A 16,190-nucleotide genomic window follows, 5' to 3' on the forward strand; every position below is an offset into this window, starting at 1 on the left:
CGGTTCGAAGCGGACGGTCGCCGGTGCGGGCCGCGGCGGTGCAGCAACGGCCCGGCGCCGTGGGGGTCGTGGGGGTGTACGCACCGGGCTGCATGGAGCAGCGCCCCGTCCCCGGGGCGGGCCGGCCCGGGGCCGACCGAGGTCACGTGTCCGCTTCCTGCGGCACGAGGTGGAGTGCCAGCAGCGCCGCGCCGAAGTCTCCGAGATCCCGCGGGTTCTGCAGGGAACGGCCGGTGAGCGCCTCTACGCGGCGCAGCCGGTAGCGGACGGTGTTGGCGTGCACGTAGAGCCGGGCGCCCGCAGCGTCGGCCATGCCACCGGCGGCGAACCAGTGTTCCAGCGTCTCGACGAGCCGTTCGCGCTCCTCCCGGGGCAGGGCGAGCAGCGGGCCGAGCACGACCCGGGTGAGCCGGGCGGCCTCGCCCGGGGCGGCGGCGACGAGCATGGCGAGCGGGCTGTCGTCGAAGCGGGCGGTGCCGCGGGCCTTGCCGCGCAGGCCGCCGAGGGCGAGCCGGGCGAAGCGCAGGGCCTGCGGGGTGTCGCGGAGCGAGGCGTACGCGGGGCTGACGCCGACCCGGACGGGGTGCTTGCGCAGGAGCCGCAGCAGGACGTCCTCGTCGCCCTCGCCCCCGGGCTCGGCGAGCGAGGCGACGCCGATCTGCTGGTCGGGCAGAAGCCGCCAGGCGGAGCGGACGCGGGCGGCCCGCAGGGCGTTCTCGATGCCGGGGAGCGCCTCCCGGCCGGGGGCGGGGACGTCCGCGGCGATCACCGCGTACGGGCCGTGGGCGGCCAGTCCGAGGCTGCGTCCGGCTTCGGCGACGGTGCCGACCTCGGTGATCGCCCCGCTGAACAGCGCCTCGACCAGGGCGGACCGCTCGTGTTCGCGCTGGAGCACCAGCGCCGCCGTGGTCTCGCGGTAGGCGCGGGCGACGGCGTCGGAGTACTCCCCGGCGAGTCGCCACACCTCGGCGGCGAGGGAGACAAGCATGGCGTCGCCGACGGCGGCGTGGGTGTGTGCCTCGGCGACGATCTCCGTCCACAGGAACTCGAAGCCGATGCGGTAGGCGTGCAGGGTTTCGGGCAGCGGCACGCCCTGCTCGGCGCGGATGCGGCCGGTCTCCTGCGGCGGCCCGAGGTCGGCGGGGCCGGTGTGCACGAAGTGCCGGAGCATGAGTTCGAGGTTGCGGATGCACGAGGTGCGGATGCTCTCGAAGGGCACCAGGGCTTCGTTGCCGTACGACTCGACCTCGGCGCGCATCCGGCGGGCGAGCCGCTCGCCGAGTTCGCGGTGGCGGGGCAGCAGGGCGGCGGCCACCTCGACGATCTCGGCGGGGGGTGTCGGTCGGCTCATCGTTCCAGGCTAGCGCCGGTGTCGTTGTCGCCGGCGACAAAACGGCGGCGGTGGCGTTGTGGGTCGGCCCATTCGGGGGGCGCCCGCCGGGCGACACGATGACGGCATCGTGAACGCCGCGTGGACCGGGCGCCCCGCGGGCCCGCGCCGGGCACGACGTCCAGGTGGAACCGGTCGAGCAGTTCGGTGGAACGTGGTGTCGGGGAGCGTGAAGGAAGGACCCGCGTGGCGACTGGTGTGCACGATGTCAACGAGCTTGTGGGTGTGGTGTTTTCGAGACTTTCGGCCCTGGTCGTCAAGGGCGTGACGGACGAGGGCGAGGCCGTCCGGGTGCCGGCCCGGCCGCCGCTCCCGATTCACAGCGGTCACCAGGCAAGACGTGTGCTCACCCAACTTCCTGCGATGGCCACCCTCGGTGAAGTAGGGTCGGTGGCAGTAGCGTGACTGGCTGTCAAGTACGCCTGTGAACAGTGCACTTGCCGCCGGAGCGGACCACCTGACCCGCGGGGGGACTGTGCGGACTTCACCGGGACCACGCCTGTTGTTCGTGCACGGGATCGGCGGCCCCCGGGATGCTGCGGACGAACTCGGCAAGTGGTTGCGGTCCCTGGCCACCGGTGTCCGTGCGGCCGGCCACCCGCAACTGGTGTCGGGGCTGACCATGGGCTGGGCCGCGGAGAGCCGGTTCGCCGACTACAGCGACCTCTACCTGCCGCGTCAGGCCCAAGGCGGCCAGGACGGGGAGTTGTACGACGAGGAGGCGGCGATCGTTGCCGAACTGCTCGCCGAGATGGTCGACTCCCGCCTCCCCGACGCCGACGAGTTGCTCCGTCGCCGCCTGCTGGCCATCCGCGAGCAACTGCACCCGACCGGCCAGGAGCAGGGCCCCGGCCACCACGTCCGACGGCTCGGCTACCTCTGCACATCGCTGCTGAGCCTGCCCGGGCTGCAGCAGGCCGCGCAGTGGGCCAGCGGTCGGCGCCTGCTCGCCGCGGTCTCCCAGGTGGGGCGCTACCTCGGCCGCCGTACTGCGCCGGGGGACGACCGTCCGCTGGACGTACTGGCGCGCGAGCGGGTGCTGGCCCAGCTGGACCCGGACCGTCCCTCCGTGATCGTGGCGCACTCCCTGGGGACGGTGGTGGCACTGGAGGCACTCCAGGAGTACCCGGGGCCCGTGCCGCTGTTCGTCACCCTGGGCTCGCCCATCGCCACCCCCGCCCTGGTACTGCCCCGCCTGCGTCCGCAGCCGGTCCGCACCCCCGAATGTGTGGAACAGTGGCTGGACTTCTGGCACCGCGACGACATCGTGGTCCCGAAACGGCCGATCGACACCTGCGTCGCGGCCAACACGGCCGGTGTGCAGCCGCGGAGCCGGCCGGTCCACTCGGACGGACTGTGGGTGCACAACGCCACCACCTACCTCGCACAACGCGAGGTCGCCGACGGGATCGTCACCGCGGTCACCGCCGCGGTCACGCGCGTATGACGGCGATGTGGCCGTCGCCGCCCCGGCACGTCCTCGTCGTAGCCGCCCAGTGCGCCCCGCTCGGCACCGCCCGGCGACTGGACGGGCTGGAACACGTCGCCCACGACCTGCACGCCGCCCTCAGCGACCCCGCCGTCGGCGGCTGCGTCCCCATGGCGGAAGCCGACCGCAGGCTCCTGCTCGGTGGACACGCGCGGGCAGAGGCGGTGAGGGACGCCGTCCGCCGGGCCACGCAACGCGCCGGTGAGGCCGGGGCCACCCTGGTGCTCGCCCTCCTCGGCCACGGCTTCGTCCACGAGGGCACCGCCAGCCTCTACTACATGGCGGCCGACACCAAGGAGGACGAGCTCTCGGGCGCGGTCGCCGTGGGCCAGCTGCTGACCGAAGCCATCCAGCAGGCCGGGGTGAACGGCGTGATCGGCCTGATCGACACCTGCCATGCCGGAGCGGCACCGCCCGACACCGGCGACATGGTCGCCGGCATGCGCCAGGGCCAGCTCCGGCTGGCCCTGCTGATGGCCGCGGGAACGAACCAGACCGCCCGCAACCTGACCTTCAGCCGGACTCTGACGGACCTGCTCAGGAAAGGCGTGAAGGGGTGCGGCGCCGTCATCGACACGGCCGGCGCCAAACGGCGGCTGCGCGAACTGATCCTCGACCAGGACACGTGGGGACTGAGCTTCGACGGCAACACCCACGCCACCGAGGAGCTCTGGCTGGCGCACAACCACTGGTGGGCACGGTGGGACGGGTTCGGCCCGGTTGCCGAGACGGAACTCGGCGAGGCCGTGGCCGCATGGCCCCCGGCGGGCCCCGCCCTCCCCCGCAGCCGCAGCGCGCTGGCCGAACTCCGGGACACCGCTCACACGGCCGCCCGCACCAGCGCCCCCGCCGCCCGCGTGCTCGACGTAGCCGACAGCCTGCTCACGGCCGCCGAGGCCGTCGACCTGGTGGCCGGGTGGGACACGGAGCTGATCACCACGAAGGCCCTCAGGCGCGCCGCCCACGCCCAGCGCACCGCAGCCGGCGCACCATGGCCCCTACCGAGGTCCAGCGGCATCCCGCTGCTTCGCGACCTCGTCGAGTACGCGCTGCTGCGGGCACCCTCCTTCACCGAGAGCCGGACCGCAGCCCTGTGTCGGCTGCTGGTCGGGATCGCCCGCGAGAGCGGCGCGGACGGCAACGCCGCCGCCGTCCGGCAGTGGGCCGAGGCCCGGGGCGTCGCAGTCGACCTCAACGACGCCATCAGGCAGTACCACCCGCTGCCCGCGGCCGAAGCCGTCCGGCTCGTCGTCAGCCTGCACGCCGCCCCGACCGTCGGCTGGCCCGACCTGCTGGACGTATGGCTGTGGGACGGCTCCGAGCACTCACCTCACCGACAGATCCGCTGCGAGTCCCGGCAGAACGACGTCGAACGCGCCCTGACCGACGCCCTGCACTGGGCGCAGCCGCTGGCCCGGGAGCGCGGCACCGTCCTGCGCGGCGTGGACGTCGTGCTGCCCAGCCACCTGATGGCGGCCTGGCAGCCTGAACGGGTCCGCACCGGTCCCTACCGGCTCGGCGTGCATCACGACGTCGTGGTGCGATGGACCGGGCGCCTGCACGCCTCCGGCGGGCTGTCACACCCGTCGGTGATCAACCCGATCGCCCGCGAGCAGCTCCGCACCATGGCCTGCCACGCCACCACCGCCCCCGTCGACTGGCTGACGGACAGCCAGACCCGCCACCCCGCCGCACTGCTGGAACGCCTCTGCGACGGCATGTACCAGCGCGCCGTCGGGATCGACCACCGCCCCCACGGCCTCACCGAACTGCTGGAGGCGCTGCTCACCTACGCGCCCATCGTGCTGTGGCCGACCGAGGAGGCCTTCCCCGAGACGCACCGCAGCTGCCTCGCGGACTCCTGGGACGTCCTCCCCGAGGCCTTCCACGACGCCTACCGGCGGCGCTGGCGGGCCGGCCCCTCCGCCGCCGGCTGCCACGAACCGCTGGCCGACGTCCGCGCGGCCTGGCACGACCTGCAGTGGCTCGAGTTCTGCGACCTCTTCGAGCAACGCCGCACCATCGACGACGGGAGCCCCTGATGTCCTGGACCACCTACTACGTCGGCGACGGCAGGCCCCGGGACGTGGTGCTGGCCGACCCACCGCCCTGGCGGACCTTCCCCCGGAAGCCGCTCGGCACACAGTTCCGCCCGCCCCAGGGCCTCACCGACGCAGTCAACGCGGCCCTCCACCTACGTCGCCCGCTCCTGCTCACCGGACCGGCCGGATCCGGCAAGTCCACCGTGATCGAGCAGGTCTCCGCGGAACTCCGGCTCGGCCCGGTGCTGCGCTGGCACCTGACGTCCCGGAGCACCCTCGCCGACGCCCTGTGCCGCTACGACGCCCTCGGCCGCCTCCACGCCCAGCGCCTGCAGCCCGGCGCCGGCGACGCCCCCGCCGACCACGACGACATCGCACCGTTCCTACGGCTGGGGCCGCTGGGCACGGCCCTGCTGCCGTCGGAACGTCCACGCGCACTGCTCATCGACGAGGTGGACAAGAGCGACCTCGACCTGCCCAGCGACCTGCTCGACGTCCTGGAACGCGGCGAGTACGAGATCCCCGAGCTCGTCCGCCACCGGCACAGCCCGGTACCGGTCCGGGGATGGGCCGGTGACCAACACCATCCGATCGAACGAGGCCGGGTCCAGTGCACCGCGTTCCCGTTCATCGTGATGACCAGCAACGGGGAACGGGACTTCCCCGCACCCTTCCTACGTCGCTGCATCCGCTACCGGATGCCCAAGCCCACCGACGCCATGCTGCGGCACGTGGTCGCCGCCCATCTCGGCTGCGACGTCCTCGAAGGCGGTCCCGTCGCCGAGCTGATCACCTCCTTCGTCGAGCGACTGCACGCCGGGGAGAGCCTGGCCGTGGACCAGCTCCTCAACGCCGCACACCTGCTGACGGACCCGGACGGCCCGCAGGGGGAACAGCGGGAACGGCTGGTCCGCCTGCTCGTCCGCGAGCTCGCCGGTGACTGACCCGTTGCTCCGCCTGGTCCGGGCTCTCGGCACACTGGCCCCCGACACGGACGCCACCGCCGTCGCCGAGGTGCTCTGGCTCGCCGCCACCGCGACCGGCAGCACCCCTGACCCCACCTCGCAGGCCCACCCGCCGAAGCTCCGTTCGCCGGCCGGCCCTCCGGCCGGCGAACCCGTTCCGCCCCCGGCCCTCTCACCACCCCGGCACCCCACCGGGACAGCCGGGTACCTCCACCACCCACCACCCGGATCAACCCCTGCACGGCCGATCTCGGTGCCCCGCGGCGAGGCCCTGCCGCGCAATCTGGAAACCGCCCGCGCCCTGCGTCCGCTCAAACGGAAGCGGCCGAGCGCTTCGGCACTCGAACTCGACGTCGCCGCCACCGTCGAGGCATACGCACGCACCAACGAGATCCTGCCGCAGTTCACACCCACGACGGAACTCTGGTTCGACGCCCTCCTGGTCATCGACGGATCGCCGTCGATGACCGTCTGGCAGGAGACCGCCTCCGAACTCACCACCCTGCTGCGCGGGTACGGCGCCTTCCGGCAACTGCGCCGACTCACGCTCTCCTTCGACGGACCCACCGCCGAACTCTTGGACCACCGCCAGGAACCGGTGGAGAAACCGCCGATCACGGACGGCCGGACGCTGGTGCTCGTCCTGTCCGACTGCACCGATCCCGGCTGGCACGCTCCCGGTGTCTGGCAGTTGCTGCGCCGCCACGCCACCCGCGTACCCGTCGCCCTGATCAACCCGATGGCCGCCGGGCTCCGGCAGCTCACCGGCCTCGGCGGCCTGCCCGCGGTCCGCGTCACGGCGCGACGGCCCGCCGCCCCCAACACCGCACTCTCCTTCGAGGTGCCGCTGCTGCTGCGGCTGCGCGCGAACGCCGCCGAACAGTGGATCCCGCTACCCGTGATCGCCCTGACCCCGCACACGTTCGACCGCTGGGCCCGCACCGTCATAAAAGGCTCGCCGGACGGCTGCGACGCCGTTCTGATCCCCGAGGACGGCCGGCTGCCCGAGGCACCCCGACCGCCGCGTCCGGTTCCGGCCGACCCGATCGGGGCGTTCCTGCGGACCGCGTCCCCGTACGCGGTCCGGCTCGCCGAGCTGTGCGCGCCCTTCGCCTGGCTCGGCCTGCCGCTGATCCACCTGCTCCGACAGGTGCTCCTGCCCGAGGCAACCCTCTGCGACGTCGCCGAACTGTTGCACGGCCCCCTCCTGGTGACGGAGGGAACGACAGCCGGGAAGGCCGGCTTCACCTTCCGCGACGAGGCCCGCGCACGCCTCGCGTCCCGGCTCAGCCGAAGCGACGCGTGGCGGACCCAGGAACTCGTGGGCCGCTACGTCGCGGCCCACGCCGGGAGCGGGCGGAACTTCGAGGCGGCGCTGTCCGACGCGCAGAGCATCGCCGAGCTGCCGTCGGACCTCCAGCCGTTCGCCCAGGCGTCCGCGGACATCCTGCACCTGCTCGGAGCGGGCACACGCCGTACGGTCGAGCCCGTCCCGGCCGCCGGCCGCGGGGAGCCCGCCGCCGCAGTACAGCCCGTCCCCCTCTCGTACCAGATGGTGGTCGGCAGCCCGCACACCCACGCCTCGGCCGCCTCGGAGGCCGACCGGCAGATCGACATCTGGCTGAGCGCAGAGGGACACAGCACCGTCCCCGCCGACGCATGCGACGGCCCGACCCGGATACGGCTCGGCGAACGCATACTCCTCGACCGGGACGGCGGAGAGCTCGACCACGCCGCCGGACGGTACACCCGCCGCCGGCTGCGCCTTCCCGCACCGCACGGCTACCAGCAGTTGACGCTGACCGTCGTCGGCCCGGCCGCGGGACCGGTCCTGGTCCGGCTCCACGCCGAGGACCTGATCTCCGGCCCGGGGATACGCCGTCCGGCACGGGTGCCGGTACCGGAACTCGCGGCCGCACTGCTGATCCACCTCGACGCCACCGACGGCGGCGCCGAGGTGCACCCCGTACCGCGCCTTGTCACCGCCGCCGAGGTCACCCGTGTCGTCGACGAACTGTGCGCCCCCGAACGCCGCCTCCCGGTCGTCGTCGCCACGGTTCCCGGCGGCGTCGACGTGCAGCACTGGCTCGACGAAGTCGCACGGCCGCTGATGCGCCAGGTCACAGGGCTGGCAATCCCCTACGTCCTCGACCGGGCCGCACAGCCCGTGTTCAACCTCGCGCTGAAATACCACAAGGTGTACGGCGGCGCCGTCCGCACATACCTCCCCGAGGTCGACCCGGCGTCCCGCGGCGACGCGACACGTCATCCGGTGCTCCCGCGGCATCGGATCGACGAGGACCTGCGCCGGGCCGCCGCTCTGCTCGCCCGCGAGCCGAGGCGCCTTGCGGCCGCCACCGTGCTGCCTGACGCCCTCGCCGCCGTACCCGTGCTGCGGTTGCTGCCTGCGGTCCGGCCGGGTCTCCTGGAGTCGGTGTCCGCCACGGGCGCAGCCGGACCCGGGCCGACGATTGCGGTGGGTACGGTGCACGGCACGGTGCCCGCCAGTTTCGGCGAACTGCTCGGGCGGTTCGAGGAGTTCCCGCTCCTGCAGTTCACCGGTGACGAGAAGGAGACCCTGGCCCTCGACGGCCAGCCGGACGGCGCCGGCTGGGCACGCCTCACCTGGGACGGCCTGACGGCCCTTCAGGAGTACGCCCACGCGGCGGTCCAGGGGCGGGCGGGCGGCGACTTCAAGCAGTGGTGCGAACACACCCCGGCCGGTTGTCACCACTTCCCGCCCCGCAAGGCCGTCCGCTGGGAGTCGCGCACGGTCGAGAGCCACGCCAAGTGGAAGCGGGAGCGGATGCTGCCGGTGCCGTCCACGGTCGACGTGACCCGTCGCGCCTTCATGGGCGCCCACCTGCGCATCGGCGGCGGCTCCACCGCACCCCGGCTCCACTACCTCGACGACTGCTCCGGCAGCGGCCGGATCTACGTGGGCTACATCGGCCAGCACCTGACCAACACCCGCACCAACTGACCCCGGGCCGGGAGCGTCCGATCAACGGCTCCGTCCTGCCATCGACGGTGGCGCTGTGCAGTGATCACCGGATTCGTCCGGGACACCGCTTTCCGCAAGGGCACCGCCAGGATCCGCACTTCGACGCTGCGGGACGGTCTCAGCCGTATCGCTCGACGAGTGCGTTGCCGATCGAGGCCAGGTGGCCTCGCACACCCGGAGGGCCGGTCACTTCGAGCCATTCGACCAGTCCGGCGAGTTCGCAGGCGAGCCCGTACTCGTCGTGGCCGCGGATCAGGACCTCGATGCGGCCGTCGGCCGTGGAACCTCCCACTTGGAGCCGGCTGCCGAGCATCATTCGGAGCAGGCCGATCCCGTGGGGCGCGCACACCGCCTGGATTTCGAGGGGCGTTCGCCTGCGGTCGATCTCGTCGGCGATCTCGCGCCAGCTCGCGGCGAGGTCGAAGTCCTCGGGCCGGTGCACGGGTTCGCCGGTCGGGTCGGCGGACGACACGCGGTCGATCCGGAAGGTCCGCCGGCCGGCTTCGGTCTCGGAGACGAGGTACCACGACGGACCTTTGGCGACGATGCCCAGCGGGTGGACGGTTCTCTCGGTTTCGGCGCCTTTGCTGTCGACGTAGCCGAGCCGCACCTGGACGCCGCGGATCACCGCGTCCTGGAGTTCGTCGAGGAAGCGAGGTGCCCGGTGCTCGATCCGGCTCGACCCCCATCGTTGCGGGTCCATGACCAACGACGACGCTGCTGCCTCGGCCTGCACCCGGAAGGGCTCCGGCAGAGCATGGACGAGCTTGCGCAGGGCTGCTTTCACGGCCGGCGTCGCAGCCGAGGCCGGGCCGGCAACCAGGAACAGGGCGCGGGCCTCACCCGCGGTCAACCCGGACAGGTCGGTGCGGGCGCCGCCCACGAGACGCCAGCCGCCGCCTCGGCCCTGCATCGGGTACACGGGCACCCCGGCCATGGCCAGGGCGTCGAGGTCGCGGCGGGCGGTGCGCTCGGAGACCTCCAGCTCTCGGGCGACCTCCGCTGCTGTCACCTGCTCGCGCCGTTGCAGCAGGAGGAGGACGGCCACCAGCCGGTCGGTTCGCATGTCGGCAACACTTCCACAGGAAACCGGTCATGGGGTGACCGGTTTCGGTCGGGAAGATGGCGACATGACCTCACCGGCGAGTCCCACCACCCACGACCGTGCCAACCCTCGGCCTGTCAGGGGTGCGCCGACGCCGTCGTCGGGAACCTTCGCCGCCTGATCACCCCGAAAAGATTGGAAGGAAATTCAATGTTCAATCCGGCCGACTTTCCCGAGCCCACCGTCGTTGCAGTCAACGGCGTGGAACTCGAAGTCTTCGAGGCAGGCCGACAGAATGCAGGAAAACCCATCGTGCTCTGCCACGGCTGGCCGGAGCATGCCTTTTCCTGGCGCCACCAGGTACCTGCCCTCGTCGCAGCGGGCTACCACGTCATCGTCCCGAACCAGCGGGGCTACGGCAACTCGTCCCGCCCGACCGAAGTGACGGACTACGACATTGAACACCTGTCGGGCGATCTCGTCGCACTTCTCGACCACTACGGTTACGAGGATGCCACCTTTGCCGGTCATGACTGGGGCGCAATGGTCGTCTGGGGGCTGACCCTGCTGCATCCGAACCGCGTGAACAGGGTGATCAACCTGAGCCTGCCCTACCAGGAGCGCGGAGAAAAGCCCTGGATCGAGTTCATGGAAGATGTGCTCGGCGGCGACTTCTATTTCGTCCACTTCAATCGGCAGCCAGGCGTCGCGGACGCCGTGTTCGAAGAGAACACCTTCCGGTTCCTTCGCAACCTGTACCGGAAGAACGAGCCCCCCAGGGAGCCCCGGCCGGGCATGGCGCTGATCGATCTCGCCAGGGCGGAAACGCCACTCGGCGAGCCCGTGATGAGCGACGGCGAACTGGCCGTCTTCGTCTCCGCCTTCGAGTCGGCAGGGTTCACGGGCAGTGTGAACTGGTACAGGAACCTTGACCGCAACTGGCACTTGCTGGCGGACGTGGACCCGGTCATCCGGCAGCCCACGCTCATGATCTACGGCGACCGGGACCTGGTCCGGAAGTCCGAAAGCCTGGCAGAGTTCGTACCCAATGTGGAAGTGGTCAGCCTGGACTGCGGCCATTGGATCCAGCAGGAGAAGCCGGAAGAAACGAACCAGGCGATCACGAAATGGCTGGAACAGCAGGACGCCATGTAGTGGCTCGTGATCCGGTTCGTGCCGCCTGAAGCTCTTCGAGCCGTCGGGCCGCGCGTGAATCTCTCGCCGGCCGGGGCCCGATCAGCAGCCACCACCGTCCGATCAGCCACGGCCACCGGCCGTACGGCAGGCCGAGGACAGACTCACGGGGAACAGCGGCACAGCGAGGAAGCCGCCGAGCCACCACTCCCCCGGCGCCTCGCCGGAGCATCCGACAGCGGCACGGAAAACCCGAACGGGCCGGAGGGAAAACCCTCCGGCCCGTTCTTCGCATGGACAAGCTGGAAACGTCGCCACGACGGCTCCGGAATCGGATCGACCGGCGGGACCGGCAACACCACCTACCAGGGGTGTTGCAAAGTCCGGTGATCTTGTGAGTGTTCTGGTCAGGCAATGTCGAGGAGGTCGAGCGGGCGGATGAAGGGTCGGCATCGCCCGCCTGCACAACCTCGACCAGACCGCACGGTCGAACCGCCACCCCAGCACACGGCCCACTCTGGCAGCCGGAGATCAATTACGGGACAGCCTTTGAGCGAGGCTCCTTGGACAAAGCGAGGTACGCAGAAAACACCAGCGCAACGACCAGGGCCTCGCCTGTCACTCGCTCCCTGACCAGGAATTTCATTCCGCCGGGACAGGATGAAATAGATCAGTCACCGGCCGGCGGATCCGGGCTCAGTAACTCCAGTACTGATCCATGTAGTAGCCGCAGGTGTACTGAAAGGCGGCATTTCCCTCGGCTGCGCCCTGCACCACGAGGCACTTATCGCTGTTGAGGTTGACGTACCAGGTGATGTCAGCGGTGATGTGATGGGCGTACCACTTTTGGTCCTTCAATCCCGTGCAGGTGTACTGGAACACAGGCGCACCGTCCGACATGCCCTGGGCGGTGAGGCACTGGCCGCTGTAATCGTTCTTGATCTCGGCGGCAGTACCGTAGGTGTTGACGCTCCAGCTCTGGTCCTCAAAGTTTGCGCAGGTGGTCTGCGTTGCGCGAGACCCGTAGGCGCCGCTTGCCAGGACAGCCAGGCACTTGCCGCTGTTCCGATTGGCAAGTCCGTAGTGACCGGGCGGGTTGATCACGCTGTCGGGCGAGAAGTTCGCGGCCGAGGCGGTGGCCACCGGAAAGAACGCAACAGAAGCAGCAAAAGCCGCCGCAAGAGCACTGAATCGCTTGCCTATCATAAAATTCCCCTCCAGGCGAGTCGGCCATTTGGGCCGCCCACAACGCTGAGCACCGTCAAAATCCCCTCCTGCAGGGCCGGCGCTTCCCGGTCGGAGCCTACGGAAGATCTTGGCCTGATACTTGGCCTTCCGTGCAAAGATCCTTAACCTTCCGTGCAGCCCGAATGCGACGGCCTGCCGGCGCAGTCGCGTTGATATAACGCCGAATGCCTGGCGGAAGGCTCTTTTGAATGCGGCGGCACTGGTAGGCGTACTTGGCGTGCACGTCGCACCGAGCGCCGCCACGATCCGGCGGGTCATCGCCCTGGCCTGCCCCGGCGGCCTGGCCGACCTGACCGGTGCCGATCCCGCGGGATCGGACTCGATCGCCGTGGACGGCAAGACCGCCCGGGGCTCCCGGCACGGCACCTCACCCGCCGCCCACCTGCCGGCCGGGATCACCGCCACGGCCGGACCGTCACCCAGCTGCGGGTGCCCGGCAGAACGAATGAGATCACCTGCTTCGCCGCGTTCCTGGCTCCCTACGACAACCAGCCCGAACTGCACCTCCGGCTATGGTCGCTGCCGTGGAAGGACGTCACCGCACGCCGCTACGACCGCGAGATCGGCCACGGCCGCAGGAAGACCCGGGCGACCAGAGCCCTCACCATCACCGACCTCGGCCTGGACTTCCCGCACGCTGTCCAGGCCGCACGGATCCTGCGGCACCGTCAGCTGCCGGACCATCTACGCGATCACCGACCTGACCTCACAGGAAGCCTCACCCGAGCTGCTCGGCCGGCTCGCAGTGGACCATCGAGAACCGGCTCCACCTCGTCCGCGGCACCACCTTTGCCTAGGACGCTCCCCCAGCTTCCGGCCAGGGGCACCCCCACCAAAATCCGCACCGGCCACGGCCCCGAGAACATGGCAACCCTCCGCAACCTGGCGATCAACACCCTCCGTACCGCCGGGCACCGCAACATCGCCGCCGGCCTCCGCCACGCCTCCTACGAGCCCTTCACCCGCCCGCTCGACCTCCTCGGCATCGTCCGACCAGAACACTCACAAGATCACCGGACTTTGCAACACCCCTGGGCGACAGCCGCACCGGGCCGGGACTCGGAGAAGTTCACTCCGCAGGGCTGCTGCGGAGGTCGAGGGTCCAGTTCTGGCCCACGAGGTCGTGGCCGAACCTGTGGCCGGGCTCCTCGTCGGCGAGGGTGAACCCGAAGTGTTCGTAGATCCTGCGGGCGGACACCAGGTTGTCGGTGGTCCACAGGGTCACGTACCGGTATCCGGCCGCGCGGGCGAAGTCGAGGGACTGCTCGACGAGGCGGGTGCCGAGGCCGAGGCCCCGACCGGACGGGGCGACGAGCAGGACGCGCAGCTTGGCCACCTCCGGCTCGTCGGCGGCGACCAGGAACACGCAGCCGGTGCGTTCGCCGTCGATCTCGGCGATCCAGGCCGCCTCCGTGGCCGGGGAGTGCCGGGTTGCGTAGTCGCCGACGATCTTGGCCACCAGCGCCTCGAAGTCGGTGTTGAAGCCGAACTGCTCGGCGTACAGCTCGCCGTGGGCCATCACCACCCAGCCCAGGTCGCCAGGACGGTCGGCACGGCGGATCACGACCTGCTGCAGGGAGACTTCTTCCGACATGTCACACTCTCCGTGAACGGCACATCGCCATGCGCTACTGACACGACCGTGTCAGTGCCCCTAGGCTAGGTCCATGCCTCCGAAGACCGCAAACCCGTCCGCACGCCGGACCCAACTGCTCGACGCCTCCTACGAGTACGCACTCGCCCACGGTCTGGCCGATCTGTCGCTGCGTCCGCTGGCCGAGGCCGTCGGCTCCAGCACCCGGGTGCTGATGTTCCTGTTCGGCAACAAGGACGGACTCGTGCGAGCGCTGCTGGAGCGGGCCCGAACCGACGAGCTGGCCCTGCTGGAACACCTCCGCGAGGCCGACCGCCCGATCGGTCTGGCACGGGCGGCCGAGCAGGTATGGGCATGGCTCGCCGCCGACGAGCACCACGCGCTGCTACGTCTCTGGACGGAGGCGTACGCCCGGTCCCTCGTCGAACCGGCCGGTCCCTGGGCCGGATTCGCCACGTCCACCGTGAACGACTGGCTCGACGTCCTGGCCGGCTGCCAACCGCAGCCGGAACGGGACAGCGAGGACGGCGCCGTCCGCCGCACCATGACGCTGGCGGTACTGCGCGGGGCGCTGCTCGACCTCCTTGCCACGAAGGACGAGCGCAGGGTCACTGCCGCCGTCCACCGGCAGCTGGCACTGCTGTGCGGCGAAGACCGTGGCGACGCATGACCACCCGAAGACTTCAGGGCACCTTGCCGGTCCGCGGCGGAGAGCGCCGGACAAGGACCGGAGTTCGCGCCGACCGCTCCGGCACGGGATGAGAGCTTCGTCGACCCTCCTCGCGAAAATCGCCCACCACCACGCCGGACATCACCTCGATCCCGAACAGGGCGTGCCTGTCGGCGAGCCACGAATCCCCGGATCCTCCTGCGACCACCTGCTCGTCGGCCTGCCCCACCTCCACGGCCCGGGTCGTGGGGGGCTCGCCCGGGGCGGCACGAAGCAGGGCGTCCCCCGGCGCATGTCGTCCGGGCCACTCCCCCGGGTCCGACGGCGCCGGCCCGCGGGCCGGCACGGCCCGTACGACACGACGGGGACGCGCCGACCCTTGCCGGCCGTACCCGGCCCCGGGCCGCGGGCTACGCGGTGCGGTCGCCCGAGGTGTGGTCGCCCAAGGTGTGGGTGATGATCTCGTACAGGCCTGGGGCCACCTTGCGGAAGCGGCCGCCGACCGCCTGGGCCAGGCGGGCCCGCTGGACGTCCATCGGGTCGATCTCAAGGCCGGGCGGGATGTCCACGAAGTCGCGGACCAGCGCGGTGTCCTGCAGGGTCGGTGTGCTGTCGGGCATCCGGCCACCTCCGTGTCGGTGTCGACGGAACCTCCCCCTCATTCCAGCGTCCGCAGCCGCCCGGCATGCTCCAGACGCAGCAGTGGTGCATCGATTCGCACGGCAGCGGCCACGAACCGCGAACGGCGCGAGGGCCCGGCCGGAGAGGCGGTGCCGCCCTCAAGGGGCACCGGCGAGAACATCGACGCCCTCGGCCGCCTCGATTCCGGAGGTCCAGCCCCACTCCCGCAACCACCACCGGGCCGGGGCGGGTGGTCTGGCCACACCCCCGCAACCACCCGCCCCCGGACAGACCGGAACCGGACCGCGAACGAACCCCGCGCGCCCGGGCAGCTCGTGGAGGACGGTGTGGAGTGGGGTGGGCGTCCTGACCGGCGGGGTCGCTCCGGGTGACGCCGTGGCGTGGCCCGGCGGGGGTGAGCGGGGCCGTCGGCCTCGCCTTGCGGTCCCCGTTTCTCGTTCCTCGCGCCGTGCGCCTTCGTGCCCGAAGGAAAGGGCCGCCCGCGGGGTCGTGCGAGGTGGTCGTCGGTCGTTCTGAGACCGTGGTCACGGAACGCACCGTGGTGTGGCGTCGACGCACTGCCGCACTGGGGCCTTCGGGCCGGTGAGGGTGCTCACACGGCAGGGGCGGCTACGACGGCGCGTCGTAGGTGTTCACCGCGCCGGCCGTCCGGGGTGGTGGGGGTGCCTGTGGGTGTCGGCCGGACCGGCCGCCGGGCGGTGCGGCGGGGCGGTGCGGCGGGCCCGCGGGGACGGTGCCGCGGCCGCACGGGGTTACCGCCGGGGGGTGTATTCCCGGCCCGTGGCATGTGCCCGTGCTACGACGGCGGGTCGTAGCAGGAGGGTCTTGGCGGCGGGCGGACGCTCTGGCAGCTTTGGCCGAGTCGAAGCCGCACCGGCACCTGTCCCGCCGGGTGCGGCTCCACGCCGAGTCCCGCCCGACCCTGCGGCCCCTGTCCGGCCGCGGATCGTGACGGGAGGGACTCCGG

11 protein-coding genes are annotated in these 16,190 nt (G+C 71.3%); 6 read left to right on the forward strand and 5 right to left on the reverse strand.

Annotated elements, in window-relative coordinates:
• Positions 1-142: 142 nt before the first annotated feature.
• Entirely contained in the window at positions 143-1,351 is a 1,209-nt protein-coding gene (locus tag SNE206_RS30655) for a PucR family transcriptional regulator (RefSeq protein ID WP_407916791.1), read from the reverse strand.
• Between the two features lie 547 nt (positions 1,352-1,898).
• Here SNE206_RS30655 and SNE206_RS30660 point away from each other — a divergent pair.
• The 4 genes from SNE206_RS30660 to SNE206_RS30675 are packed head-to-tail and all read left to right on the forward strand — an operon-like array spanning position 1,899 to position 8,869.
• Positions 1,899-2,837, forward strand: a complete 939-nt coding sequence (locus SNE206_RS30660; RefSeq protein ID WP_407916802.1) for an alpha/beta fold hydrolase — start codon at positions 1,899-1,901, stop codon at positions 2,835-2,837.
• Positions 2,834-4,921, forward strand: a complete 2,088-nt coding sequence (locus SNE206_RS30665) for a hypothetical protein (protein ID WP_407916792.1) — start codon at positions 2,834-2,836, stop codon at positions 4,919-4,921. The genes SNE206_RS30660 and SNE206_RS30665 overlap by 4 nt, the downstream gene beginning before the upstream one ends.
• On the forward strand, positions 4,921-5,865 hold the full coding sequence (locus SNE206_RS30670; RefSeq protein WP_407916793.1) for an AAA family ATPase: 945 nt from the start codon (positions 4,921-4,923) through the stop codon (positions 5,863-5,865). Before SNE206_RS30665 ends, SNE206_RS30670 begins: the two co-directional genes overlap by 1 nt.
• Entirely contained in the window at positions 5,858-8,869 is a 3,012-nt protein-coding gene (locus SNE206_RS30675) for an SAV_2336 N-terminal domain-related protein (protein ID WP_407916794.1), read from the forward strand. The genes SNE206_RS30670 and SNE206_RS30675 overlap by 8 nt, the downstream gene beginning before the upstream one ends.
• A gap of 139 nt (positions 8,870-9,008) precedes the next feature.
• Here SNE206_RS30675 and SNE206_RS30680 read toward each other — a convergent pair whose 3' ends face one another.
• Positions 9,009-9,956, reverse strand: a complete 948-nt coding sequence (locus SNE206_RS30680; protein WP_407916795.1) for a helix-turn-helix transcriptional regulator — start codon at positions 9,954-9,956, stop codon at positions 9,009-9,011.
• A 189-nt stretch (positions 9,957-10,145) separates the two neighbouring features.
• Between SNE206_RS30680 and SNE206_RS30685 the strand changes: the two genes are divergently transcribed.
• Positions 10,146-11,090 (forward strand): alpha/beta fold hydrolase, encoded by a 945-nt coding sequence (locus tag SNE206_RS30685; RefSeq protein ID WP_407916796.1) that lies wholly within the window; start codon positions 10,146-10,148, stop codon positions 11,088-11,090.
• A 675-nt stretch (positions 11,091-11,765) separates the two neighbouring features.
• On the opposite strand, the gene SNE206_RS30690 is transcribed toward SNE206_RS30685, so the two are convergent.
• Entirely contained in the window at positions 11,766-12,821 is a 1,056-nt protein-coding gene (locus tag SNE206_RS30690; RefSeq protein ID WP_407916797.1) for an RICIN domain-containing protein, read from the reverse strand.
• A gap of 565 nt (positions 12,822-13,386) precedes the next feature.
• Positions 13,387-13,911, reverse strand: coding sequence for a GNAT family N-acetyltransferase (locus tag SNE206_RS30695; RefSeq protein ID WP_407916798.1), 525 nt, complete (start codon positions 13,909-13,911; stop codon positions 13,387-13,389).
• Between the two features lie 73 nt (positions 13,912-13,984).
• Here SNE206_RS30695 and SNE206_RS30700 point away from each other — a divergent pair, with 73 nt between their 5' ends.
• Positions 13,985-14,581: a TetR/AcrR family transcriptional regulator gene (locus tag SNE206_RS30700; protein WP_407916799.1), complete on the forward strand. Its 597-nt coding sequence runs from the start codon at positions 13,985-13,987 to the stop codon at positions 14,579-14,581.
• Positions 14,582-14,991: 410 nt separating this feature from the next.
• On the opposite strand, the gene SNE206_RS30705 is transcribed toward SNE206_RS30700, so the two are convergent.
• On the reverse strand, positions 14,992-15,201 hold the full coding sequence (locus SNE206_RS30705; RefSeq protein WP_407916800.1) for a hypothetical protein: 210 nt from the start codon (positions 15,199-15,201) through the stop codon (positions 14,992-14,994).
• Between the last annotated feature and the right edge of the window lie 989 nt (positions 15,202-16,190).

It is taken from the genome of Kitasatospora sp. NE20-6 (assembly GCF_045862635.1).